Source organism: Burkholderia sp. MS389, from assembly GCF_016899425.1.
GTDB classification, from domain to species: domain Bacteria; phylum Pseudomonadota; class Gammaproteobacteria; order Burkholderiales; family Burkholderiaceae; genus Burkholderia; species Burkholderia sola.
Map to the genome: position 1 here is coordinate 2,910,866 of NZ_CP045994.1, position 24,076 is coordinate 2,934,941.

Below are 24,076 nucleotides of genomic sequence, written 5' to 3' on the forward strand. Positions count from 1 at the left end.
CCGAAAAGCGCGGCCGCCGCCGGCGCTCCAGTTGGCGGACGTTACGTCGAACTTGCCACTCGCTTGATTTTGTTGCTATAATCGCCGGTTTCTGGGCTCGTACATGCACGGCAACTGCCGTTTTCATGTCCCGGCCTCGGTTAAAATCACCGTTTTTTTATGCGCCCCTGGGCAATCGTTCTCAGGGGACGGATCGAAAAGCAGCGCTTGGCCGTCAGGCTCCAAGCTCTGGAAACAGGACAGGATAAGGAACCGTCATGGCTAACTCCGCACAAGCACGCAAGCGCGCCCGCCAGGCCGCGAAGGCAAACTCGCACAACTCGGCGCTGCGCTCGAAATTCCGTACCGCGATCAAGTCGGTTCGCAAGGCTGTTGAAGCCGGCGACCAGGCAAAGGCTGCCGAGCTGTTCAAGGCTGCCGTGAAGACGATCGACACGATCGCCGACAAGAAGATCGTTCACAAGAACAAGGCCGCTCGCAGCAAGAGCCGCCTGGCCGCAGCCGTCAAGGGCCTGCAGGCAGCAGCGTAACTCCGGTGCGCCCGCTCACGCGGGCGCTCCTGTTTCCTGCGATCACGAAAAAGCCCGCCTAGGCGGGCTTTTTCGTTGCCTGCCGCCGGCGCATCGTGCGCGGCGGCAGTGCTTGCCTTGGGGGCGGGTGCGACACGCACCCTCGCCCGTCGGCATCAGTCACTTCTTCGTGTTGTAGTCCGGCAGTTCGCACGCCTCGGTCACGACGAGGTTGTTGTCCTTCGCGAAATTCAGCACGAAATCGAACGCCATCGGCTCGATGTCGCGCAACCGCGAATCGAGGATCACGCATTTGAGGTCGCCGAGCATCGTCGGGCGCACGTACAGCGAATACTTGAGACGCGCGTTCGGCCCGCTCGCCCCCGGCCCGAAGCAGGCCATCACACCGGCCAGACGTTCCGACCAGTCGCTCGGGCGAAACTTTTTCCCGTCTTTCGTGATGCCCTGGATGAAAAATTCGGTCGGAGGGGTTTCAGCCATGTGGTTACCCAAGTGACGGCCCGGCGATGCCCAGGCAACGGCGCCTGGATACGCGAACACAAAGCTGGAGGGTCGGCCGCACGCGCCGATCGATATCCCGAAAACGGAGCGTCGATGCGCGCCGCCGGTGGACTGCACCGGATGTGTGCAGCGCACGGCTTGTGTCCGGCAGAGCGCGAAAAGCCTTGCCTGCCGGGCTGGAGAAAACTTTCGAATTATACCGCAGCGCGCCATCGCGCGTCGTCCCGACACCCCTCTTCCCGCACGGCCGGTCGCGCGCGGCGATCCTGCCCCGCGTCTTTCGACGGCTTTTTCACGGCTCGTCAAAGCACAGAAAATCCTTTATGCTGCTTTGAGTTATCCACACCCGACGGCGGCGCCGTCCGGCCTCGCTGCCGGGTGAGACCCGCCGTATTTCGTTTCATGACCGCCAAAACCATTCGTCACTACCTGCAGTTCAAGGATTTCTCGCTGGAAGACTACGAGTACGTGCTCGAACGCACGGGTATCCTGAAGCGCAAGTTCAAGAACTACGAGACCTATCACCCGCTGCACGACCGCACGCTCGCGATGATCTTCGAGAAGAGCTCGACGCGCACGCGCCTGTCGTTCGAGGCCGGGATCTTCCAGCTCGGCGGCCACGCCGTCTTCATGAGCACGCGCGACACGCAGCTCGGCCGCGGCGAACCCGTCGAGGATTCCGCGCAGGTCATCTCGCGAATGGTCGACATCATCATGATCCGCACGTTCGAACAGGACGTGATCACGCGCTTCGCGCAGAATTCCCGCGTGCCGGTGATCAACGGGCTGACGAACGACTACCACCCGTGCCAGGTGCTCGCGGACATCTTCACGTACTACGAGCACCGCGGGCCGATCGCCGGCAAGACCGTCGCGTGGGTCGGCGACGCGAACAACATGCTGTACACGTGGATCGAGGCCGCGCAGATCCTCGGCTTCAAGCTGCGCCTGTCCACCCCGCCCGGCTATGCGCTCGACATGAAGCTCGTGTCGCCCGACAGCGCGCCGTTCTACGAGGTGTTCGACGATCCGAACGAAGCGTGCAAGGGCGCCGATCTCGTCACCACCGACGTGTGGACGAGCATGGGTTTCGAGGCCGAAAACGAGGCGCGCAAGCAGGCATTCGCCGACTGGTGCGTCGACGAGGAAATGATGGGCCACGCGAATCCGGATGCGCTCTTCATGCACTGCCTGCCCGCGCACCGCGGCGAGGAAGTGACGGCCGGCGTGATCGACGGCCCGCAGAGCGTCGTGTGGGACGAAGCGGAAAACCGCCTGCACGTGCAGAAGGCGCTGATGGAGTTCCTGCTGCTCGGCCGCCTCAAGCACTGACGCGCCGCCCAACGCACCCGCGTAAAAAAGCGCCGGTCGACGACCGGCGCTTTTCGTTTGGATGCGCGAAAACCGGCGCGCGCCGTTACAGGCAGACCGGTTCGGCCTCCAGCTCGACGCCGAACTGCGCGCGCACGTCAGCCTGGATCGCCCGCGCCAGCGCCAGCACGTCGGCGCCGGTCGCGCCGCCGCGATTGACGAGCACGAGCGCCTGGCGGTCGTGCACGGCCGCCGCCCCGAGTGCGCGCCCCTTCCAGCCGCAGCGGTCGATCAGCCAGCCGGCCGCGAGCTTCACCTGCCCGTCCGGCTGCGGATACGACACGACCTCCGGCACGCGGGCGCGCAGCGTGTCGAACTGCGCGGCGTCGATCACCGGATTCTTGAAGAAACTGCCCGCATTGCCGAGCACGAGCGGATCGGGCAGCTTCGCGCGGCGGATCGCGACGACCGCATCGAACACGTCGCGCGGCGTCGCCGCATCGGACGCGATGCCGCGCGCGTCGAGCTCGCGCGTGACGTCCGCGTAGCCGAGCCGCGGCGTCCATTGCTTCGGCAGCCGGAACGTCACCGCGACGATCGCGAACCGGCCGCGCCCTTCCCGCTTGAAGAAGCTGTCGCGATAGCCGAACGCGCAGCGCGCGGCGTCGAAGCGCTCGCTGCGCCCGGTCGCCAGCTCGACCGCGACCAGCGAATCAAAATACGCTTTCATCTCGAGACCGTACGCGCCGATGTTCTGGATCGGCGCGGCGCCGACGGTGCCCGGGATCAGCGCGAGATTCTCGAGGCCCGGCATCCCGTGCTCGAGCGTCCACGCGACGAACGCGTGCCAGTTCTCGCCGCCACCGGCCTCGACATACCACGCGTCGTCGTCCTCGCGCACGACGCGGCGGCCCGCGATCTCGTCGAGCAGCACGATGCCGTCGAAATCGCGCGTGAACACGATATTGCTGCCGCCGCCGAGCACGAGCTGCGGCAGGCTCGCGACCCGCGGGTCGCGATGCAGCGCCTCGAACTGCGCCGCCTGCGTGATGCGCGCGGCGAAGCGCGCGCGCGCGGCGATGCCGAACGTGTTGTGCGCGGCGAGCGGATGGTCGGGAAGCAGCGACAGGAAGCAATCGTCAGGAGGCATCGGCATTCGCGGTCACGTCGGCCGGGCGGCGCATGGCCGGCCTTGGGCAAACGGAGGGGCATCGGTAAAATGGCAAACAGTCCGCAATTATAGCGAGTGCCCGCGCGCGAGCCGGGTGCCCGCATCTCAAGGGAGAATGCCATGCCATCGTTCGACGTCGTTTCCGAAGCGAACATGATCGAAGTGAAGAACGCCATCGAGCAGTCGAACAAGGAAATTTCGACGCGCTTCGACTTCAAGGGCTCCGACGCGCGCGTCGAGCAGAAGGAACGCGAGCTGACGCTGTTCGCCGACGACGATTTCAAGCTCGGCCAGGTCAAGGACGTGCTGATCGGCAAGCTGGCCAAGCGCAACGTCGACGTGCGCTTCCTCGACTACGGCAAGGTCGAGAAGATCGGCGGCGACAAGGTCAAGCAGATCGTCACCGTGAAGAAGGGCGTAACGGGCGACCTGGCGAAGAAGATCGTGCGCCTCGTGAAGGACAGCAAGATCAAGGTGCAGGCAAGCATCCAGGGCGACGCGGTGCGCATCTCGGGCACGAAGCGCGACGACCTGCAGAGCACGATCGCGATGCTGCGCAAGGACGTGACCGACACGCCGCTCGACTTCAACAACTTCCGCGACTGACCGGCCGCCGATCCGTCGCGTCATCCGGCCGGGCCCCGCGCACGCGGCGCGCCCGGCGCGCGGCCAGCCGCGCGTGCTCAGGCTTTCCCGCCGTCCTGCGCGCCGCCGTCCGCGGCCGCCTTCTTCTTGTCGCCGATCCGGCTCTCCTGCCCCGCGAGCAGCTTCGAAATGTTGCCGCGGTGACGCCACACGAGCAGCACGCTCATCGCCAGCACGGCCCACGCGACCGGGTTGTGGCCCGGCATGCCGAACAGGAACACGTCGAATACCGGCGCGAACACGGCCGCGACCAGCGCCGCGAGCGACGAATAGCGGAAAAAGAACGCGACGATCAGCCAGGTCAGCGCGGTCGCGAGCCCGAGCACCGGGTGCACGGCGAGCAGCACGCCGGCCGCGGTCGCGACGCCCTTGCCGCCCTGGAAGCGGAAGAACACCGGGTACAGGTGGCCGAGGAACACGGCGATCGCAACCCACGCGATCGCGACGTCGGGCAGGCCGAAGCGCCGGGCGAGCCAGACGGCGATCCAGCCCTTGAACGCGTCGCCGACGAGCGTCAGGATCGCGGCCTTCTTGTTGCCGCTGCGCAGCACGTTGGTCGCGCCGGGATTCTTCGATCCGTACGAACGCGGGTCGGCCAGCCCCATCACGGAACTGACGACGACGGCGAACGACACCGAACCGATCAGGTAGGCAACGAGGGCGGCGAGCAGGATCTGCATGCGGAGGACTCTTCTTTCAACGTATCGGGAAAGGGACGGCCGTGCGCGGCAAGCCGGCAGGCCGAAACGGCGCCCATTCTACCGAACGGGCGCGGGGTGCCACGAAGGTGAAACCCTCAGTCGACGCTCGCACACTGCACCGGCTGCGCGCCGAGCAGCGACGTGAGCACCGCCGGCGCGAGGCTGACGAGGTAGCCGCGCCGGCCGCCGTTCAGGTAGATCGTCGGCAGTTCGAGGATCGTCGCCTCGACGTAGACGGGCATCGTCTTGCGCGTGCCGAACGGCGACGTGCCGCCGACGAGATAGCCCGAATGGCGGTTCGCGACGTCGGGCTTGCACGGCTCGACGCGCTTCGCGCCGATCTGCCGCGCGAGATTCTTCGTCGACACGGTGCGGTCGCCGTGCATCAGCACGATCAGCGGCTTCGCGTGCTCGTCCTCCATCACGAGCGTCTTCACGACGCTGTGCTCGTCGACGCCGAGCTGGCGCGCCGATTCGCCGGTGCCGCCGTGCTCGACGTATTCGTACGGATGCTCGCCGAACGCGACGCCATGGCGGCGCAGCAACTGGGTCGCGGGGGTTTCGGACACGTGTCTGGATTTGCTCATGGCGGCATTTTAATGGCGAACGATCGGCGAGCGCGCGATGGCGTGCCCGCGCCGGCGGTATACTCGCGACCCGTTTTCCGCCGGCCCGCCGCATCGCCGTCGCAAGTGTGCCCATCATCGTTGCGAACATCGCGAAGCGCTATTGCCCGTTTGGCTGATTGTGGCGCGCGCGCCCTCATGGCACGATCGTTCGCAAATATCGTCGGCGCCGCCGGCCCCTCATCTGGAGACGCCATGTCCTCGCCCATCCGTTCATCCGAATCGCTCGACGTCGATGCGCTGCTCGCCGCGCTGCCGCGCCGCATCGCCGACGTGCCCGCGCACCGGGCCGCGCAGTCGCCCGCGCATCCGGCGCTGATCGAGGATGCTCGCCGGCTGTCGTACGGCGAGCTGGCGCAGGCCGTCGACGCGGCGGTCGCGCGGCTCGCGGGCCTCGGCGTGCAAGGCGGCGACCGCGTGATGATCGTCGCGGAAAACTGCGTCGCGCAGATCGTGCTGCTGTTCGCGGCCGCGCGCCTCGACGCCTGGGCGCTCGTGTCGAACGCGCGGCTGTCGGCCGCCGAGCTCGACGCGATCGCCGCGCATGCGCGTCCGAAGCTGATCGCGTTCACGACCGACGCATCGGCCGACGCGCGCACCCACGCCGAGCGGCTCGGCGCGACGCCCGCCGGCGCGCTGCCGGTCGACATCGGCGCGTGGTCGTATCGCGTCGATCCAAGCGCCCCCGCCGAACCGGTGGCCGCCGACGGCGCCGGGCAATGCGCGGCGCTGATCTACACGACTGGCACGACCGGTACGCCGAAAGGCGTGATGCTGTCGCACCGCAACCTGCTGTTCATCGCGGCGATATCGAGCACGCTGCGCCGCGTGTCTCCTGACGACGTCGTCTACACGGTGCTGCCCGTGTCGCACGTGTACGGGCTCGCGTCGGTATGCGTCGGCAGCCTCTACGCAGGCGCGACGCTGCGGCTCGCGCCGCGCTTCTCGCCGGAAGCCGTGCGTGTCGCGCTCGCCGACGAAGGCGTGACGATCTTCCAGGGCGTGCCCGCGATGCACGCGAAGCTGCTCGAACACCTGCACACGCACGGCCACGCGTGGCGCGCGCCGCGGCTGCGCTTCGCGTATTCGGGCGGCTCGCCGCTCGATGCGAACCTGAAGGCCCGCGTCGAGCGCCTGTACGGCGTGCCGCTGCACAACGGCTACGGGATGACCGAAAGCAGCCCGACGATCACGCAGACGCCGCTCGACGCGCCGCGCGCGGACAGTTCGGTCGGCGTGCCGATCCCGGGCGTCGACATGCGGATCGTCGCGCCGGACGGCACCGACGTGCCGCCGGGCGAAGTCGGCGAAATCCGCGTGCGCGGGCCGAACGTGATGCTCGGCTACTACCGCGACACGGACGCGACGCGCGCGGCCGTGTCGCCGGACGGCTGGCTGAGCACCGGCGATCTGGCGCGGCAGGACGCGGACGGCGCGGTGACGATCGTGGGCCGCAGCAAGGAGCTGATCATCCGCTCGGGCTTCAACGTGTATCCGGTCGAGGTCGAACAGGTGCTGAATGCGCATCCGGACGTCGTGCAGGCGGCCGTGATCGGCCGCGCGATCGACGGCAACGAGGAAGTGCTCGCGTTCGTCGAGCTGGTGCCCGGCGCGGCGGCGAACGAGGCGGCATTGCACGCGTGGTGCGCGGATCGGCTCACCGCTTACAAGCGCCCTGCGCATATCCGCGTGCTCGATGCGCTGCCGGCCGCGTCGACCGGCAAGGTGCTCAAGCACCGGCTGCGCGAACTGGTCTGACGCGGCCGCCGGCGCGCTGCGCGCGTCCGCATTGCAGTCCGCGCCGCGCGAATGCACGCGCGGCGCGTGTCAGCCGCGCGGGTGATGCTGCGCGTGCAGCGTCCTGAGCCGCTCGCGCGCGACGTGCGTATAGATCTGCGTGGTCGAGATGTCGCTGTGGCCGAGCAGCAGCTGCACGACGCGCAGGTCGGCGCCGTGGTTCAGCAGGTGCGTCGCGAACGCGTGCCGCAGCGTGTGCGGCGACAGGTGCGCGCGCACGTCGGCCTGCTGCGCGTGACGCTTGATGATGTTCCAGAACTGCTGGCGCGTCATCCCGTCCCCGCGCGCGGTCACGAACAGCGCATCAGCCGCGCGTGCGCCGAGCAGCGCCGGCCGCGCATCGCGCAGGTAGCGTTCGATCCAGCCGTGCGCGACTTCGCCGAACGGCACGAGCCGCTCCTTCGACCCCTTGCCCATCACGCGCACGACGCCTTCGTTGAGGCCGACCTCGACCGTCTTCAGCGTCACGAGTTCGCTCACGCGCAGCCCGCTCGCGTACATCAGCTCGAGCATCGTGCGATCGCGCAGGCCGAGCGGCGTGCCGATGTCGGGCGCGCCGAGCAGCGCCTCGACCTGCGCCTCGGACAGCGTCGACGGGAATCGGGCCGCCTGTTTCGCGGACGTGATCCGCAGCGTCGGGTCGGCGCTCGCGCGATGCTCGCGCACGGCCCAGCCGTAATAGCGGCGGAACACGGACAGCCGCCGGTTCGACGACGTCGCCTTGCCGTCGCTGCGCGCGGCGATGTAGCCGGTCACCATCGCCTCGTCGGCCGAGTCGAGCGGCGCGCCGTGCGTCGCGGCCAACCAGTGGGAAAACAGCACCAGGTCGCGCCGGTACGCATCGAGCGTGTTGCGCGCGAGCCCGTGCTCGAGCCACAGCGCATCGCAGAACACGTCGATCGACGCGCGGCTCGCGAGCAGCGCGGGCGATGCCGCAACGGCGTCGATCTCGCTGTCGTTGTCGGCGCGGGGGGAAATCATCGGTTCGCTCATTGGTACGGCACGCCCTCGTGCGCCAGCAGCCAGCGCTTCACTTTCTGGTAATAGCCGTTGTCGTCGTGGTTCGCGAATCCGCCGAGGCCGCCCGCCGCGACGACGCGATGGCACGGAATCACGAGCGGGAAGTAGTTCGCGCCGCACGCCTGGCCGACCGCGCGCGGCGCGCTGCCGATTCGCTTCGCGACCTGGCCGTAGGTCAGCACCGTACCGGGCGGGATGTCGCTGATCACGTCCCATACGCGGTGCTGGAATGCGCTGCCGACGTCGGCGAGCGGCAGGTCGAAGCGCGCCGATGCGCGCTCGAAATAACGTTCGATCTGCTCGACCGCGCGCTTCGCGAGCGCCGAGTCCGGATCGACCGACTTCATCGATTCGGGCAGATAGACGATCTCGCGCACCACCGCGGCATCCGTGCGGATGCCGACCTTGCCGAACGGCGCGTCGATGACTGCGTTGAACATGGACTTCTCCTGACCGGAATGCGCGCGGCCCTGCCCGCGCGCCGACGACACTTTACGCCGCCTTCACGCGGCTCGCAGCGCCCATTCGACATGCTCGCGCACGATCGGCGACGGATCGTCGGCGCGGGCGCGCAGCGCGGCGACGATCGCGGCGCGCGCCGGCGGCGCGAGCCGGTCCGCGCCGGTGCGCAGCGCATTGCCGAGCCCGACCGCGAGATTGCGCAGCCAGCTTTCGTAGCCGATGCGCCGGATCGCGCTGCCCTGCATCCGCGTATCGAACGTCTCGCCGTCCCACGCGAACAGCTCGACGAGCGTCGCGCGGTCGAGGCCGTGCCGCACGTCGAAGTCGGCGACGGGCGCGGCCTGCGCGAATTTGTTCCACGGGCACACGAGCTGGCAGTCGTCGCAACCGTACACGCGATTGCCGATCATCGGCCGCAGCGGCTCGGGGATGCTGCCTTTCAGTTCGATCGTCAGATACGAGATGCAGCGGCGCGCGTCGACGCGGTACGGCTCGACGATCGCGCCGGTCGGGCACGCGTCGATGCAGCGCGTGCAGCTGCCGCAGTGCGCGCCGGGCGCCTCGGGCGCGCTGTCGGGCGACGTGTGCGCGTCGGTCGGCAGCGGCAGGTCGACGTAGATCTCGCCGAGAAAGAACAGCGAGCCGGCATCGCGCTGCAGCAGCAGCGTGTGCTTGCCGCGCCAGCCGACCCCGGCCTTCTGCGCGAGCTCGACTTCGAGCACGGGCGCCGAATCGGTGAACACGCGGTAGCCGAACCCGCCGATCTCGTGCTCGATGCGCTCCGCGAGCGTCTGCAACCGGTTGCGCAGCACCTTGTGATAGTCGCGGCCGCGCGCATAGATCGACACGACGGCCGCCTGTGGATCGTCGAGCCGCGCCCGTTCGCGCGCGCGCCAGTCGTGCGGCGCGAGCGCGCCGGGCTCGTCGTCGGGCGTGTCGGCCGCGAGCGTTTCGGCCGGCATATAGGCGAGCCGCACGGAAATCACGCGTCGCGTACCGGCCACAAGTTCGGCCGGCCGCGCGCGTTTCATCCCATGTTTGGCCATATAATCCATTTCGCCGTGGTATCCGGCTTCCAGCCAGGCGGCAAGGCCCGCTTCGGCATCCGAGAGATCGGTGTCGCTGATGCCGATCGCCCCGAAACCCAATTCGCGCCCCCACGCCCTGATGCGAGCGGCGAGCGCACTCAACGCCGCATCGTCGAGCGCGCACGGCGCCGCGCCTTCGCCATGAGTCGAAGGCCTGTCGGATGCGGCGCGTTCCGGTAGTCGGTTCATCGCACTATTTTACGAGAATGCCAGCCACGTCCAGCCAACCGCCTCATGCCATGTTGCCCGCCCCGCTCGCGGAGCGCGTGATCGCGCTCGCCGACGAAGCTGCAACCGAGGCCTTCGGCACCCGCTTCGCGCACGCGCTCGACGCGGCGCGCATCGAGCTCGGCCGCGCCCATGCGTTCGACGGGCTGCAGATCCAGCTGGTCGGCGATCTCGGCGCGGGCAAGACGACCCTCGTGCGCGCGATCCTGCGCGGCCTCGGCCACCCGGGGCGCGTGCGCAGCCCGACCTATACGCTCGTCGAGCCGTACGCGCTCGAGCGCAGCGACGGGGAACTCGAGGTCTATCACTTCGATCTGTATCGATTCAACGATCCGGCCGAATGGTCCGATGCAGGCTTTCGCGAATATTTCAATTCCAGCGCGATCTGCCTCGTCGAATGGCCGCAACAGGCGGGTGCGCTGCTCGGCGTGCCCGATCTGGTTTTCTCGCTCGACGTGGATGGCGACGGCCGTGCCCTCACCGTCCGGGCGTACAGCGCTTCAGGAAAGGCATGTCTCGAAAGATGTTGATCAAACCGTTCCGCTCGATCGAATCGGCGGCCACCGCGACGCACAACTGGCGGCGCCGTCAGATCCTGCGCGCGGGGGCGTCGACGCTGGTGCTCGGTCTCGTCGCGCCGCGGCTCGCGCACGCGTCGTCGGTGCTCGGCGTGCGCGTGTGGCCCGCACGCGATTACACGCGCGTCACGATCGAATCCGACCAGCCGCTGCAGAATAGCCAACAGCTGCTGCAGGGTCCCGACCGCCTGGTCGTCGATCTGAACGGCCTCGACCTCGACCAGGCGCTGCGCGATCTCGTATCGAAGATCGCGCCGAACGATCCGCAGATCCAGTCGGTGCGCGTCGGCCAGTATCAGCCGCACGTCGTGCGGATGGTGTTCGACCTGAAAGGCTCGGTGAAGCCGCAGGTGTTCACGCTGCCGCCCGTCGGCACGTACAAGTACCGGCTCGTGTTCGACCTGTATCCGGCCGTCGCGCCCGATCCGCTGTCCGACCTGATCGCGCAGACGGAACGCAAGGAACAGGCGCTCAACGACACCGCGCGCGCGCAGCAGATGCAACCGCCGTCCACGCTGGCCGGCCCGGGCACCCCGCCGCCCGGCGCGGGCGCGGGCGACAACAGCGACGCATTCTTCCAGCGTTTCGCGCAGAACACCCCGGCCGCGCCGCATACGCCGCCGGCCGCCGGCACGCCGTCGACGCCCGCGAAGCCGGCCGTCAAGCCGCCGCCCGTCATCGCGCGCCGCGACGACAACGACGACGACGGGGACACCTACAAGTTCACCGCGCCAAAATCCGGCAAGGGCGGCACGGTACGCCTGCTGACGGTCGCGATCGACCCGGGCCACGGCGGCGAGGATCCGGGCGCGATCGGCGGCGGCGGCACGTACGAGAAGCACATCGCGCTCGACATCGCGAAGAAGCTGCGCGCGAAGATCGACGCCGCCCCGAACATGCGCGCGATGATGACGCGCGACGCCGACTTCTTCGTGCCGCTGAACGTGCGCGTGCAGAAGGCGCGCCGCGTCGGCGCCGACCTGTTCGTGTCGATCCACGCGGATGCGTTCACGACGCCGTCCGCGCGCGGCTCGTCGGTGTTCGCGCTGTCCGACCACGGCGCGACGAGTGCCGCGGCGCGCTGGATGGCGAACAAGGAGAATTCGTCGGACCTGATCGGCGGCATCAACATCAAGACGGCGGACGCGGCCGTGAACCGCGCGCTGTTCGACATGTCGACGACCGCGCAGATCCGCGACTCGCTGCGCTACGGCAACTACGTGCTGAAGGAAGTGGGCGGCATCAACAAGCTGCACAAGGGCTCGGTCGAGCAGGCCGGGTTCGCGGTGCTGAAGGCGCCCGACATTCCGTCGATCCTCGTCGAGACCGCGTTCATCAGCAACCCGGACGAAGAGCGCCGCCTCAACGACGACAGCTATCGCGACGAGATGGCCGACGCGATCTTCCGCGGCATCAAGCGTTATTTCGCCGCGAATCCGCCGCTCGCGAAGAACCGGATGGCCTGAGCGTCACCCGTTCCCTGCCGCCGGCACGCCGCGCGTGCCGGCGCGTCACGATGCCGCGAAGCGGCTCAGCAGTTTCCCGCCGAACACGTTCACCGCGAGCCCGCCCATCACGAGCGCGGCGCCGATCAGCTGCGATTGCGTCAGATGCTCGTCGAGCAGCAGCGCCGACGACGCGAGCCCGACGATCGGCACCAGCAGCGAGAACTGCGCGACCTGCGCGGCCGGGTAGCGCGACAGCAGGCGGCTCCACAGCCCGTAGCCGAGCAGCGTCGCGACGAACGCGAGATAGACGACCGCGAAGATCGACGCGCCGTCGAGCCCGGCGAGCGCGGTCGCGATCCGCCGCGGCCCCTCGAACCACAGCGACAGCAGGAAGAACGGCACGGGCGGCACGAGGCTCGCCCACACGACGAGCGACACGAGGTTGGCCTTCCCGACCTTCTTCGTGACGATGTTGCCGACGGCCCACATCGCGGCCGAGCAGATCGTCAGCAGGAAGCCCGCGAGCGTCATCGCGCGGCCGCCCTGCGCGGCGATCACGACGAGCCCGGCCGCGGCGATCGCGAGCCCGACCAGGTTCTGCACGCGCAGCCGCTCGCCGAGGAACAGCATCGCGAACACCAGCGTGAAGAACGCCTGCGATTGCAGCACGAGCGACGCGAGGCCGGCCGGCATCCCGACGTACATGCCGGTGAACAGGAACACGAACTGGCCGAGCTGGATCGTCGCGCCGTACAGCACCAGCAGCCGCCACGAAATCTGCGGCCGCCGCACGAAGAACGCCGCCGGCACGGCCGCGAGCGTGAAGCGCAGCGCGCCGAGCAGCATCGGCGGCATGCCGTGCAGGCCGACCTTGATCACGACGAAGTTCACGCCCCACGCCAGGATCACGACCAGCGCGAGCAGCAAGTCCTTCGGGGCCATCATCGGCGTCTCCTCGATTGTCGAATTGTCGTTGTGAAGCCGGTCAGTCTACCGGGTTTCGCCGCCGCGCCCGATACCCGCGCGGCGCATATGGAATCGGCGGCGGACGCGGTGGCTTGTGCCGCGCGGCGGACGCAGCACGACGCGTGCCTGCCGCGGCCGCCTCGCGCCGCCAGTACAATGACCGCCAACCCAGCCGCTCCCCACGAGGCCCGCCATGACCGACTCGATCAAAGCCCTGCTGAAGCCGCACGTGCGCGACATCGGCAACCTGCAGGTGCGCCGCACGCTGCCCGCGCTCGCCGCACGCCTCGTCGGCCCGTTCATCTTCTTCGATCACATGGGGCCCGCCGCACTGCCGGCCGGCACGGGGCTCGACGTGCGCCCGCATCCGCACATCGGGCTCGCGACGGTCACCTACCTGTTCGACGGCGCGATCCTGCATCGCGACAGCCTCGGCTCGCTGCAGGAAATCGTGCCGGGCGACGTGAACTGGATGACGGCCGGCCGCGGGATCGTCCACTCCGAGCGTACGCCCGACGCGCAGCGCGCGAACGGCCACACCGTGCACGGGATCCAGACCTGGGTCGCACTGCCGAAAACGCACGAGACGACCGAGCCGTCGTTCGAGCACCACGCCGCCGACACGCTGCCCAAGCGCGATGAAAACGGCGTCGCGCTGACGGTGATCGCCGGCGACGCGTTCGGGCTGCATTCGCCCGTGACGACGTTCTCGCGCACGCTGTACGTCGCGGCCGAATTCGCGGTCGGCGGCCGGCTCGAACTCGATGCGTCGCACGAGGAGCGCGCGGTCTACGTGGTCGATGGCGATCTCGCGATCGACGGCACGCCGGTGCCGGCCGAACGGATGGCCGTGCTCGCGCCGGGCGCGACGGTCGCGCTGACGAGCGGCAGCGGTGCGCGCGCGATGCTGCTCGGCGGCGACCGGATCGACGGCGAACGCTTCATCGAATGGAATTTCGTCGCGAGCAGCCGCGACGCGATCGAGCACGCGAAAGCAGCATGGACGCGCCAGGAAATGGGCAAGGTGCCCGGCGAGACCGAGTGGATTCCGCTGCCCGAATCGAAGCCGCGTTGAAAAAGCGGCGCGCCGCCCCCATCCTGACGATATTCGAACGGAAGAGAACGACATGGACACCACGCTTGCCACATTCGAGAAAGACGTCATCGAGGCGTCGCTGGACACGCCCGTGCTGGTCGACTTCTGGGCGCCGTGGTGCGGCCCGTGCAAGACGCTCGGCCCGCTGCTGGAAAAACTCGAAGCCGATTACGCCGGCCGCTGGAAGCTCGTGAAGGTCAACGTCGACGAGAACCAGGAACTCGCCGCGCACTTCCAGACGCGCAGCATCCCGCACGTGATCGCGTTCGCCGACGGGCGGCCGGTCGACCAGTTCGTCGGCGTGCTGCCCGAAGGGCAGTTGCGCGCGTTCCTCGACCGGCTGCTGCCGGCGGCCGAGGAAGCCGAGCGCCGCGCCGCGCAGTACGCGATGGCCGAACAGCGCTTCGACGATGCGCTCACGCACCTCGAAGCGGCGCTCGCGCTGAACCCCGGCTACGACGACGCGCGCCTCGACCTGATCGAGCTGCTGCTCGCGCGCAACGAAGTCGACGCCGCGCGCGCGGAGACCGAGCGCCTGTCGCCGCAGACCGTGCAGAACGGCGACCCGCGCTACCAGGCGATCAAGACCCGTTTCGACGCGCTCGACGCCACGGCCGACCTGCCGCCGACCGACGCGCTCGAGGCACGCATCGCGGCGAACCCGGCCGATCTCGACGCGCGCTTCGACCTCGCGCAGAGCCTGATCGCGCGGCGCGCGTACGAAGGGGCGCTGGAGCAGTTGCTGGAAATCGTGACGCGCGATCGCGCATACGGCGACGACCTCGGCCGCCGCACGATGATCTCGGTGTTCGAACTGGCCGGCGATCGCCCCGACCTCGTCGCCGCATGGCGACGCAAGCTGAGCATGGCGCTCAACTGACCTGACGCGCGACTGGCCGGACCGCAACGGCCCGGCTGCATCGCCGTCTCGCCCGCGGCGCGCTCCCCGCGCCGAAGCGTCATCCTTCCCTGCCCGCGCGCCGCGCGCTCAGCCGGCCGCCTGTGCCGCGATCGCCCGCAGCGCATGCGCGGCCGCCGCGAAACCGAAGCTCGCGGTCACGCACACGCTCGAACCGAAGCCTGCGCAGTTGAGCCCCGCGACATGCGCGGCAGCGGACGGCTCCGCGCCGTCCTCGATGTCGCAGGCCGCCGCTTCCGGATAGATCAGCGGCTCGTCCGAATATACGGCGCTGACCTTGAAGCGCGCCTTCGGCCCGCGCGGAAAACCGTGCTGCTTGCGCAATTGCGCGCGCACCTTCGACAACAGCGGATCCTGGATCGTCAGCGCGAGATCGTCGATGCGGATGCGCGTCGGGTCGAGCTGTCCGCCCGCGCCGCCGACGACGATCAATGGCTGCCGTTTCGCGACGCACCATGCGATCAGCGCGACCTTCGTGCGCACGCTGTCGATCGCATCGATCACGTAGTCGAAGCCGCCGCCGAGCAGCGCGTCGAAGTTGTCGGGCTCGACGAAATCCTCGATCCGGTTCACGCGGCACGCGGGATCGATCAGCGCGATCCGCTCGGCCATCGCGTCGACCTTCGGCTTGCCGTAATTGCCGTCGAGCGCATGGACCTGCCGGTTCGTGTTGCTTTCCGCGACGTTGTCGAGATCGATCAGCGTCAGCGTGCCGACCGCGTTGCGCGCGAGCGCCTCGGCCACCCACGACCCGACGCCGCCGATCCCGATCACCGCGACGTGCGCCCGCTCGAACGCGGCGGCCGCCGGCGCGCCGTACAGGCGCGCGACGCCGCCGAAACGCCGGGCGCGATCCACGTCAAGCTGGATTTCCGGGGTCGGGGTAAGATCAGAAGAACGGGGCGGGGCAGCGTCGGCGGAGGACATGGCAGCAAGGAAAACGTAAGTCGTGCAGCCCTCTATTTTGCCTGAACTCCCCGCTCCCCCGCCCCACTGTGCACGCACGATTCTCGCGCGTTAGCTATACTGGCCCCAGATTGAAGCGTTTGCATAACATGACGACTCTCGCCGATCTTCGCATCAACTATTCGCGTGCTTCGCTCGACGAAGCCGATGCCGCCCCCGACCCGTTCGCCCAGTTCGATCGCTGGTTCAAGGAGGCGCTCGCCGCCAAGCTGCCCGAGCCGAACACGATGACGCTCGCGACCGTCGGCGCCGACGGCCGGCCGTCGGCCCGAATCGTGCTCATCAAGGGCGTCGACGAACGCGGGTTCGTCTTCTTCACCAATTACGACAGCCGCAAGGGCCACGATCTCGCCGTGCATCCGCAAGCCGCGCTGCTGTTCTACTGGATCGAGCTCGAGCGCCAGGTGCGCATCGAGGGCCGGATCGAGAAAACCAGCGCGGAAGAAAGCGACCGCTATTTCGCATCGCGCCCGCTCGGCTCGCGCATCGGCGCATGGGCGTCGGACCAGAGCACCGTGATCGACAGCCGCGCGACGCTCGAAGCGCGCGAGCAGGCCGTCAGCGAACGCTACGGCGACAACCCGCCGCGCCCGCCGCACTGGGGCGGCTACCGCCTTGTGCCCGACGCGATCGAATTCTGGCAGGGGCGCCCGTCGCGGCTGCACGACCGCCTGCTCTATACGCGCGACGCCGCGGCGGCGCCGGGCTGGACGATCTCGCGCCTGTCGCCGTAAGCGCGGCGCCGGCGTGCGCCGGTCGTGTCTCGTGTTGCATCCGGGTGCCTGCGCCGCAAGCGGTGGGCGCCGGTCAAGATACTTGGCTGTATTCGATTCAACGAACAAACGGAGAATCCAAATGTTCTGGGAAAAGAAGCTGGCACAGTGGGCGGATGAAGTACGGGCAAAAGCGAACATACCGGCGCGACTCGTGCTGTGGAACGGCGATCAACTCGATTTCGGCACCTTCAGCGCGCCGCAGGTCACGCTGAAGGTGAACAGCGCATCGGCGTTGCCGCTGCTGCTCGAACCGAGCCTCGACAATCTCGGCGAGGCGTACGTGAAGGGCAAGATCGACATCGAAGGCAAGCTGTCGGACATCATCAACATCGGCTACTCGCTCGCGCGCAGCACCGTGACGAGCGCGAGCAAGCTGGCCCGCGTGAAACGCTACTTCAATCACACGAAGAGCACCGACAAGAAGGCGATCCAGTACCACTACGACGTGTCGAACGCGTTCTACCAGCTGTGGCTCGACGAGAACATGGTGTACTCGTGCGCGTACTTCGAGAACGGCGACGAGGATCTCGCCACCGCGCAGATCAAGAAGATCGACCACATCCTGACGAAGATCCAGCTCGAGCCCGGCCAGCGCCTGCTCGACATCGGCTGCGGCTGGGGCGCGCTCGTGCTGCGCGCCGCGCAGAAGTTCGGCGCGACGTGTCTCGGCGTGACGCTGTCGCAGAACCAGTTCGACCTCGCGACCGCGCGTGTGAAGGCCGCGGGGCTCGAGGACAAGATCGAGATTCGTCTGCAGGATTACCGCGAGATCGACGGCCAGTTCGACCGGATCACGAGCGTCGGGATGTTCGAGCACGTCGGCCGCAAGAACCTGCCGCTCTACTTCTCGCGCGTGCGCGAGCTGCTCACCGACGACGGCATCGCAATGAATCACGGGATCACGTCGACCGACGCGGAAAGCGGCGAAACGGCGCTCGGCGGTGGCGAATTCATCGATCGCTACGTGTTCCCGGACGGCGAGCTGCCGCACATCAGCCTCGCGCTCGAAGCGGCGCAGCGCGGCGGCCTCGAGGCGGTTGACGTCGAAAGCCTGCGCCGGCACTATGCGCGCACGCTCGATATCTGGACGGAAAACTTCGAAGCGAAAGCCGAGGAAGCGAGAAAGCTCGTCGACGACGAAAAATTCCGCATCTGGCGCGTGTATCTCGCCGGCTGCGCGTATGCGTTCGAGCACGACGACGTGTCGATCTTCCAGATCGTGTGCCGCAAGGCCGGACGCAGCGCGAAAACGCTGCCGTGGTCGCGGCGCTACATGTACGAACACGCGCTGCCGCGCTAGGCGGCGCATCACGCAGGGCATGCATGGGTGACGGCAGGACGCGGCGCAACGCGCCGCCGCAACGACAGCCGCGCGACGACGCCAACGAGTCGCACGCCGACGGACAGTTCGATCTGTTCGGCGTGCCGACGGATGCCGCACGCGCGTCGCCGCCGGACGACGATCGCCCCGCCAGCGCCGATGAGCACGTGACGCCGGACGCGCAGGAGGACGCGCGACCGACGCGGCTTGCCCGACAGACCTCCCGCCCCGCCGCCGATGACGACGAGCCTGCCCCGTCGTCCGGCCTGCTGTGGGACGAACCGCCCCCGCCGGCCGCCGAGCCGAAGAAAGGCCGCCGCAAGCGCGGCGTACTGCCCGCGCCGATCTCGGCGGACGTGGCCGACGCCGCGGCAGGCCTCCCGCCGAACGTGCGGCTCGGCACGTCGTCGTGGTATTTCCCCGGCTGGAACGGCATCGTCTACGACGGCGATTTCGCGCAGACGAAGCTGTCGCGCGAAGGGCTCGAAGCGTACGGCGCGCATCCGCTGCTGAAGAGCGTGAGCCTCGACCGGTCGTTCTACGGGCCGCTGTCGGTGGCCGACTACCTGCGCTACGCGCAGCAGGTGCCCGACGATTTCCGCTTCGTCGTGAAGGCGCCGGCCGCGGTGACCGACGCGGTGATCCGCGGCCGGCGCGGCGAGCCGTCCGGGCCGAACCCGACCTTCCTCGATGCCCAGCTCGCGACCCGCGAATTCGTCCAGCCGTGTCTCGACGGGCTCGGCCGGAAAGCCGGCGTGCTCGTGTTCCAGTTCTCGCCACTGCCCGATCAGCTGCTCGCGGAGCCGGCCGCGCTGATCGACCGGCTCGCCGCGTTCTTCGCGGCGCTGCCGCCGCTGCCGCCGGACGCCGACGGCACGCGCTACGCGATCGAGATCCGAGACGCGAGCCTGCTCACGCCGCGCTTCATCCGCGCGCTGGCCGCGCTCGGCGTGCGCTACTGCGTCGGCCTGCACGCGCGGATGCCCGACCCGCTGCGCCAGGCCGCCGCGCTCGCACTGCTCGACGGCGATGCGCCGGGCCCGCTGATCGTGCGCTGGAGCCTGCACGGCGGCTTCAAGTACGAGCAGGCGAAAGCGAAATACGAGCCGTTCGACAAGCTCGTCGACGAAGATCCGGCCACGCGCTCGGCGCTCGCAGAACTCGCCGCGCGCTATGCGCTGGCCGGGCAGCCGGTGATCATCACGATCAACAACAAGGCGGAAGGCTCCGCGCCGCTGTCGTGCATCGCGCTCGCCCGCGAAATCGCCGCCGCGTGCGCGCAGTGGCGCAACGAGGCGGCTTGACGCTGGTTTCGCCGGCTTGCGCCGCCGACGCTCAGGCGCCGCGCAGCGACTTCAGCCGGTGCGAGAACTTCTGCCGGAATTTCGCGAGCTTCGGCCCGATCACGACCGAGCAATAGCCCTGCCCCGGGTTCCGCGCGTAATAGTTCTGGTGATAGTCCTCGGCCGGCCAGTAGTTGCCGTCGAGCGGCACGACCTGTGTGACGATCGGCTGGCCGAACACCTGCTCGCGTTCGAGCTCGCGGATCACGTCGAGCGCCGTGTCGCGCTGCGCATCCGAATGCGTGAACACAACCGACCGGTACTGCGTGCCGACGTCGTTGCCCTGCCGGTTCAGCGTGGTCGGATCGTGCGTCGCGAAGAAGATCTCGAGGATCTCGCGATAGCCGATGCGCGCCGGATCGAACGTCACGTTGACGACTTCCGCGTGGCCGGTGTCGCCTTCGCAGATGTCGCGATAGCCCGGGTTGCGCGTATGGCCGCCCGCGTAACCCGACTGGACGGCCGTCACGCCGTCGACGTCGAGAAACACGGCCTCCGTGCACCAGAAACACCCGCCTCCGAGCGTCGCGGTTTCAAGCATCTCGTTCCCCATGAAATCAGTCCCTCGTGGATGAAGGCAGCCGGCACGCCAGTACCGGCGCCGTCGTTTCGCGTCGCCGCCGCCCGCCCGCGGTGCGGCACGCAGCGGCACTCCGGCAAGTATCTCACTCGCGCGCGAAACTGGCAGATCACCCAGGTGCCGCGCCCGACTCGCCTGCACGATTCTCGTCTACACTTAGGCACGCGCTGGCGCGGCGGCAAACCCGCCGCCACGCGCGCAGCGTTCGATGCATGCCCGACCCTGATGCAAACATCATCTGCCGGAACATCGCTATGCATGCCTTAACAGAATTCACCCGCATCACCCGCCCGGCCGCTGCCGCGTCGCGAGGCGCCGCTTCGGCTGCTTCATCACGTTGCCGCCCGTCCGCCCCGCCGCCGGTGCGGCGATCCGGCCTGTCGCCGTCACCCGCTTTCCCCGCTTTCACGATCTGATGCACGGCGCCGCGCGTGGCACCGACACGTGCGTCCGTGCGTCGATCGCACCCGCCGGCACGATGCACCCCGCGCGGCCATCCCGACCCGCACGCCCGCAACGAACGGCCGTGCGTTCACGATCCCAACCCATCGAGGAGGCATCACCATGAGCATGCGGCCCGACCCGACGTTTCACGCTTCGCCCGAGCTTGCGATGCAGGCGCCGGCGGAAGCGTTTGCCTATACGTTGTTGCTGAGCCCCGATTTTTCCAGACCCGACGCGCTCGCCGTGATCGACGTGAAGCCCGGTTCGCCGACGTACGGCAAGATCGTCCATACGGTGACGATGCCGAATACCGGCGACGAGTTTCACCATTTCGGCTGGAATGCGTGCTCGTCGTCGCTGTCGCCGCTCACCGGCCATGCGTTCCTCGAGCGCCGCTTCCTGATCATCCCCGGCCTGCGCTCGTCGCGCATCTACGTGATCGACACGAAGCCGCATCCGACGCAGGCGCGCATCCACAAGATCATCGAACCCGACGAGATCTTCGCGAAAACCGGCTATTCGCGGCCGCACACCGTGCATTGCGGGCCCGAGGGCATCTACGTGAGCACGCTCGGCGGCGCGGGCAAGGACGGCACCGACGGCGCGCCCGGCATCTTCATCATGGATTGCGAGACCTTCGACGTGCTCGGCCGCTGGGAGATCGACCGCGGCCCGCAGGACAAGCATTACGACTTCTGGTGGAACCTGCCGCGCGACTACATGGTGTCGAGCGAATGGGCGCTGCCGCCGCAATTCGAGCACGGGATCGTCCCCGAGGACCTGCTCGCGAACAAGTACGGGCACCGGCTGCATTTCTGGGACCTGCGCGCGCGGCGCAACGTGCAGACGATCGATCTCGGCGCGCAGCACCAGATGGCGCTCGAGGTGCGGCCCGCGCACGACCCGGTGCGCGAATACGGATTCGTCGGCGTCGTGGTCGACACGACCAATCTCGAAGGCTCGATCTGGACCTGGTGGCGCGAAGACGGCAAGTTCCATGTGAAGAAGACCGCGACGATCCCGGCCGAGCCGGCCACGGCCGACGAGCTGCCGCCGCTGCTGCAAGGATTCGGCGCGGTGCCGCCGCTCGTGACCGACATCGACCTGTCGCTCGACGACCGCTTCCTGTACGTGTCGTGCTGGGGCACCGGCGAGATGCGCCAGTACGACGTGTCGGACCCGCACAACCCGGTGCTCGCCGGGTCGGTGCGCATCGGCGGCATCGCGCGCCGTGCGCCGCACTCGAACGGCTGCGCGTTCGCGGGCGGCCCGCAGATGGTCGAGATCAGCCGCGACGGCCGGCGCGTGTACTGGACCAACTCGCTCTATTCGACGTGGGACGATCAGTTCTATCCGGACGGCGTGCCGGCCGCGCAGGTGCTCGCGCACGCGGGGCCGGACGGCGGGCTGACGCTCGCCGACGACTACTGGGTCGAATTCCCCGACGGCTATCGCGCGCACCAGATCCGGCTCGAAGGCGGCGACTGCTCGACCGACTCGTTCTGCTATCCGTCGGTCAAGCGTTGAGCGCCGGCCTTCCCGCGCCGTTCGCGCTGTGGGCGGCCGTGCTCGCGAGCGGCGTCTATCACGGGCTCAACCCGGCGATGGGCTGGCCGCTCGCGGTGTCGAACGCGCTGATGACGCGCCGCGGTCGCGCCCTCGTCGCGGCGCTCGGCTATCTCGCGGTCGGTCATGCGCTGGCCGTCTTCGCGGTGATGCTGCCGTTCGGGCTGCTCGCGGCGCTGCTCGCGTGGCAGTCGGCGATCCGGATCGGCGCGAGCGCGCTGGTGATCGGCTTCGGCGCGGTGCTGCTGATCCGGCGCCGGCATCCGCGGGCGCTCGCGCGGATTCCGCCGGCGCGGCTCGGCCTGTGGTCGTTCGCGGTCGCGCTCGCGCACGGCGCGGGGCTGATGCTCGTGCCGATCTACCTCGGTCTGTGCGGGCTGGATCGCGATGCCGGCCACCGCGCGGCGGCAACGCTCGTCGATGCGCATCTCGGGATGGCGCTCGTCGTCGCGGCCGTGCATGCGGCCGCGATGATCGCCGCCGGCGGCGGGCTCGCGTGGCTCGTGTACCGCTATCTCGGGCTGAAGTTCGTGTCGCGCAGCTGGTTCAATCTCGATACGGTGTGGGCGTCGAGCCTGATCGTCACGGGGGCGTTGTCGCTCGGGCTGGCGGCGGCGCGATAGCGCGGGTAGCGATCGCTCGCTGGCGCAACGACATGCCGCGCGGCATCGCCGCGCCGTTAAAAACGGGACAGAACCGCGCTGCCGGTCGCGCGCCGCAGTGTTCGCTACGTCACCCTGCCGTCGCGATGCGCCGCCCGACCGGGCCCGCCGGCCCCGATTCCGCTAAAATCGGGCCATGCGCACCCCTTCCCAATCGACCGCCTTGTCGTCTTTCGTCCGCCGCACCCGTCACGCCCGTGTCGTGTCGCGCCCGCCCGTCCCGTTCCGGATGGCTGCCCGATGAGCCAGGCCAATCCGCCGGATTTCGACGCGGCCGCGTTCCGGCAAGCGCTCGGCCAGTTCGCGACGGGCGTGACGGTGATCACGACGCGCGCGCCGTCCGGCCAACTGATCGGCATCACCGCCAGTTCGTTCAATTCCGTTTCGCTCGATCCGCCGCTCGTGCTGTGGAGCCTCGCGCACAAATCGGCGTCGACGCCCGTGTTCCGCGGCAACAGCCACTACGTGGTGAACGTGCTCGCGGCGTCGCAGCTCGACCTGTGCAAGCGCTTTTCGACCTACAAGGGCGACCGCTTCGAAGGGATCGCGCATGCGGCCGGCAACTCCGGGATGCCCGTGCTCGACGGCGCGCTCGCGTGGTTCGAATGCCACAACCGCAGCCGCTACGACGAAGGCGACCACGTGATCTTCGTCGGCGAAGTGGAACGCTGCGGCGTGCGCGCGGTATCGGACACGGCGCCGCCGCTCGTGTTCCACGGCGGCGGCTTCCACGGCCTCACACCGCTTTGATCGCCCCCGTGCGCGCCAGCCCGACCGGCGCGCCCGCTTCGTCCTTCAGCGTCTGCAGCACGATGTTCGAACGGATGTCCATCACGCCCGGCGCCTTGTACAGGCGGTTCAGCACGAAATCCGAATAGTGCTTGAGGTTGTGCGCGAGCACGCGCAGCAAATAGTGGCTCTCGCCCGTCACGACGAACGCGCCGACCACCTCCGGCCATTCGCGCAGCGCTTCCGCGAAGCGCTCGTGCCATTGATTTTCTTCGTTGCGCATCGACACCTGCACGAACGCCTCGAGCTCGAAGCCGAGCTTCTCGCGGCTCAGGCACGCGCGATAGTGCTCGATCACGCCCTGCTCCTCGAGCAGGCGCATGCGGCGCAGGCAGGCGGATGGCGAAAGCGAGATGCGTTCGGCCAGGTCGAGATTGCTGATTCTGCCCTCCTCCTGCAATACCGCCAGAATCCGGCAGTCGGTGGCATCGAGCGTGATCGCGTGCATTTTTGGTCCCCGTTTTCCCTCTGAGTCGAATTATCTGCCAATCCGGCGGATTGTCCATGTTTATTTCGCAAGCACTTTCTGCGAGCGTCCACCT

25 protein-coding genes are annotated in these 24,076 nt (G+C 68.4%); 14 read left to right on the forward strand and 11 right to left on the reverse strand.

Annotation, left to right across the window (positions count from 1 at the left end):
* Nucleotides 1-257 precede the first annotated feature (257 nt).
* On the forward strand, nucleotides 258-530 hold the full coding sequence (gene rpsT, locus GJG85_RS13545) for a 30S ribosomal protein S20 (protein ID WP_006482211.1): 273 nt from the start codon (nucleotides 258-260) through the stop codon (nucleotides 528-530).
* 159 nt (nucleotides 531-689) lie between these two features.
* On the opposite strand, the gene GJG85_RS13550 is transcribed toward rpsT, so the two are convergent.
* Nucleotides 690-1,010: a DUF3579 domain-containing protein gene (locus tag GJG85_RS13550; RefSeq protein WP_011546046.1), complete on the reverse strand. Its 321-nt coding sequence runs from the start codon at nucleotides 1,008-1,010 to the stop codon at nucleotides 690-692.
* A 423-nt stretch (nucleotides 1,011-1,433) separates the two neighbouring features.
* Between GJG85_RS13550 and argF the strand changes: the two genes are divergently transcribed.
* Complete coding sequence (argF, locus tag GJG85_RS13555; protein WP_027785240.1) at nucleotides 1,434-2,363, forward strand: ornithine carbamoyltransferase; 930 nt, start codon at nucleotides 1,434-1,436, stop codon at nucleotides 2,361-2,363.
* Nucleotides 2,364-2,448: 85 nt separating this feature from the next.
* Here argF and murB read toward each other — a convergent pair whose 3' ends face one another.
* Nucleotides 2,449-3,498, reverse strand: a complete 1,050-nt coding sequence (gene murB / locus GJG85_RS13560; protein ID WP_050017055.1) for a UDP-N-acetylmuramate dehydrogenase — start codon at nucleotides 3,496-3,498, stop codon at nucleotides 2,449-2,451.
* Nucleotides 3,499-3,633: 135 nt separating this feature from the next.
* Here murB and GJG85_RS13565 point away from each other — a divergent pair, with 135 nt between their 5' ends.
* On the forward strand, nucleotides 3,634-4,119 hold the full coding sequence (locus tag GJG85_RS13565; protein ID WP_006482217.1) for a YajQ family cyclic di-GMP-binding protein: 486 nt from the start codon (nucleotides 3,634-3,636) through the stop codon (nucleotides 4,117-4,119).
* 77 nt (nucleotides 4,120-4,196) lie between these two features.
* On the opposite strand, the gene plsY is transcribed toward GJG85_RS13565, so the two are convergent.
* Nucleotides 4,197-4,838: a glycerol-3-phosphate 1-O-acyltransferase PlsY gene (gene plsY, locus GJG85_RS13570; RefSeq protein WP_050017052.1), complete on the reverse strand. Its 642-nt coding sequence runs from the start codon at nucleotides 4,836-4,838 to the stop codon at nucleotides 4,197-4,199.
* A 116-nt stretch (nucleotides 4,839-4,954) separates the two neighbouring features.
* Entirely contained in the window at nucleotides 4,955-5,446 is a 492-nt protein-coding gene (gene ybaK / locus GJG85_RS13575) for a Cys-tRNA(Pro) deacylase (protein WP_047898865.1), read from the reverse strand.
* Between the two features lie 234 nt (nucleotides 5,447-5,680).
* Between ybaK and GJG85_RS13580 the strand changes: the two genes are divergently transcribed.
* On the forward strand, nucleotides 5,681-7,243 hold the full coding sequence (locus GJG85_RS13580) for an AMP-binding protein (RefSeq protein ID WP_204383377.1): 1,563 nt from the start codon (nucleotides 5,681-5,683) through the stop codon (nucleotides 7,241-7,243).
* A gap of 69 nt (nucleotides 7,244-7,312) precedes the next feature.
* Here GJG85_RS13580 and xerD read toward each other — a convergent pair whose 3' ends face one another.
* From xerD to queG, 3 genes are all read right to left on the reverse strand, one after another.
* Complete coding sequence (gene xerD, locus GJG85_RS13585; protein ID WP_050017047.1) at nucleotides 7,313-8,275, reverse strand: site-specific tyrosine recombinase XerD; 963 nt, start codon at nucleotides 8,273-8,275, stop codon at nucleotides 7,313-7,315.
* Nucleotides 8,272-8,742: a methylated-DNA--[protein]-cysteine S-methyltransferase gene (locus GJG85_RS13590; RefSeq protein ID WP_050017046.1), complete on the reverse strand. Its 471-nt coding sequence runs from the start codon at nucleotides 8,740-8,742 to the stop codon at nucleotides 8,272-8,274. The genes xerD and GJG85_RS13590 overlap by 4 nt, the downstream gene beginning before the upstream one ends.
* Before the next feature lie 63 nt (nucleotides 8,743-8,805).
* Nucleotides 8,806-10,041, reverse strand: a complete 1,236-nt coding sequence (gene queG, locus GJG85_RS13595; RefSeq protein ID WP_050017043.1) for a tRNA epoxyqueuosine(34) reductase QueG — start codon at nucleotides 10,039-10,041, stop codon at nucleotides 8,806-8,808.
* 17 nt (nucleotides 10,042-10,058) lie between these two features.
* Here queG and tsaE point away from each other — a divergent pair, with 17 nt between their 5' ends.
* Complete coding sequence (gene tsaE, locus GJG85_RS13600) at nucleotides 10,059-10,610, forward strand: tRNA (adenosine(37)-N6)-threonylcarbamoyltransferase complex ATPase subunit type 1 TsaE (RefSeq protein WP_050017041.1); 552 nt, start codon at nucleotides 10,059-10,061, stop codon at nucleotides 10,608-10,610.
* Nucleotides 10,592-12,124 (forward strand): N-acetylmuramoyl-L-alanine amidase, encoded by a 1,533-nt coding sequence (locus GJG85_RS13605; protein ID WP_050017039.1) that lies wholly within the window; start codon nucleotides 10,592-10,594, stop codon nucleotides 12,122-12,124. The genes tsaE and GJG85_RS13605 overlap by 19 nt, the downstream gene beginning before the upstream one ends.
* A gap of 45 nt (nucleotides 12,125-12,169) precedes the next feature.
* Here GJG85_RS13605 and GJG85_RS13610 read toward each other — a convergent pair whose 3' ends face one another.
* Complete coding sequence (locus GJG85_RS13610; RefSeq protein ID WP_176016142.1) at nucleotides 12,170-13,048, reverse strand: EamA family transporter; 879 nt, start codon at nucleotides 13,046-13,048, stop codon at nucleotides 12,170-12,172.
* A gap of 217 nt (nucleotides 13,049-13,265) precedes the next feature.
* Between GJG85_RS13610 and GJG85_RS13615 the strand changes: the two genes are divergently transcribed.
* Together GJG85_RS13615 and trxA are read left to right on the forward strand one after the other, a co-directional pair.
* Complete coding sequence (locus GJG85_RS13615) at nucleotides 13,266-14,147, forward strand: pirin family protein (protein ID WP_050017036.1); 882 nt, start codon at nucleotides 13,266-13,268, stop codon at nucleotides 14,145-14,147.
* A gap of 52 nt (nucleotides 14,148-14,199) precedes the next feature.
* Nucleotides 14,200-15,048 carry a thioredoxin gene (gene trxA / locus GJG85_RS13620; RefSeq protein ID WP_050017034.1) on the forward strand — a complete coding sequence of 283 codons (849 nt, stop codon included), beginning with the start codon at nucleotides 14,200-14,202 and terminating at the stop codon, nucleotides 15,046-15,048.
* A 108-nt stretch (nucleotides 15,049-15,156) separates the two neighbouring features.
* Here trxA and GJG85_RS13625 read toward each other — a convergent pair whose 3' ends face one another.
* On the reverse strand, nucleotides 15,157-16,014 hold the full coding sequence (locus GJG85_RS13625; RefSeq protein WP_050017033.1) for a tRNA threonylcarbamoyladenosine dehydratase: 858 nt from the start codon (nucleotides 16,012-16,014) through the stop codon (nucleotides 15,157-15,159).
* A gap of 128 nt (nucleotides 16,015-16,142) precedes the next feature.
* Between GJG85_RS13625 and pdxH the strand changes: the two genes are divergently transcribed.
* The 3 genes from pdxH to GJG85_RS13640 all read left to right on the forward strand — a co-directional run bounded on the left by pdxH (nucleotide 16,143) and on the right by GJG85_RS13640 (nucleotide 19,454).
* Nucleotides 16,143-16,787 (forward strand): pyridoxamine 5'-phosphate oxidase, encoded by a 645-nt coding sequence (gene pdxH, locus GJG85_RS13630; protein WP_050017032.1) that lies wholly within the window; start codon nucleotides 16,143-16,145, stop codon nucleotides 16,785-16,787.
* Between the two features lie 121 nt (nucleotides 16,788-16,908).
* The gene (locus tag GJG85_RS13635; RefSeq protein ID WP_050017030.1) at nucleotides 16,909-18,129 is read left to right on the forward strand and encodes a cyclopropane-fatty-acyl-phospholipid synthase family protein; all 1,221 of its coding nucleotides are present in this window, start codon (nucleotides 16,909-16,911) and stop codon (nucleotides 18,127-18,129) included.
* A 23-nt stretch (nucleotides 18,130-18,152) separates the two neighbouring features.
* Nucleotides 18,153-19,454 carry a DUF72 domain-containing protein gene (locus tag GJG85_RS13640; RefSeq protein WP_050017029.1) on the forward strand — a complete coding sequence of 434 codons (1,302 nt, stop codon included), beginning with the start codon at nucleotides 18,153-18,155 and terminating at the stop codon, nucleotides 19,452-19,454.
* Between the two features lie 31 nt (nucleotides 19,455-19,485).
* On the opposite strand, the gene msrA is transcribed toward GJG85_RS13640, so the two are convergent.
* Nucleotides 19,486-20,046 (reverse strand): peptide-methionine (S)-S-oxide reductase MsrA, encoded by a 561-nt coding sequence (gene msrA, locus GJG85_RS13645; protein ID WP_050017027.1) that lies wholly within the window; start codon nucleotides 20,044-20,046, stop codon nucleotides 19,486-19,488.
* Nucleotides 20,047-20,637: 591 nt separating this feature from the next.
* Here msrA and GJG85_RS13650 point away from each other — a divergent pair.
* The 3 genes from GJG85_RS13650 to GJG85_RS13660 all read left to right on the forward strand — a co-directional run bounded on the left by GJG85_RS13650 (nucleotide 20,638) and on the right by GJG85_RS13660 (nucleotide 23,495).
* Nucleotides 20,638-22,044, forward strand: coding sequence for a selenium-binding family protein (locus GJG85_RS13650; RefSeq protein ID WP_204383378.1), 1,407 nt, complete (start codon nucleotides 20,638-20,640; stop codon nucleotides 22,042-22,044).
* Nucleotides 22,041-22,706: a hypothetical protein gene (locus GJG85_RS13655; RefSeq protein ID WP_050017023.1), complete on the forward strand. Its 666-nt coding sequence runs from the start codon at nucleotides 22,041-22,043 to the stop codon at nucleotides 22,704-22,706. The genes GJG85_RS13650 and GJG85_RS13655 overlap by 4 nt, the downstream gene beginning before the upstream one ends.
* A 279-nt stretch (nucleotides 22,707-22,985) precedes the next feature.
* The gene (locus tag GJG85_RS13660) at nucleotides 22,986-23,495 is read left to right on the forward strand and encodes a flavin reductase family protein (protein ID WP_050017021.1); all 510 of its coding nucleotides are present in this window, start codon (nucleotides 22,986-22,988) and stop codon (nucleotides 23,493-23,495) included.
* Here the strand turns inward: GJG85_RS13660 and GJG85_RS13665 are convergent.
* Nucleotides 23,482-23,982, reverse strand: coding sequence for an Lrp/AsnC family transcriptional regulator (locus tag GJG85_RS13665; protein ID WP_006477992.1), 501 nt, complete (start codon nucleotides 23,980-23,982; stop codon nucleotides 23,482-23,484). The two genes, GJG85_RS13660 and GJG85_RS13665, sit on opposite strands and share 14 nt — an antisense overlap.
* Nucleotides 23,983-24,076: the final 94 nt, after the last annotated feature.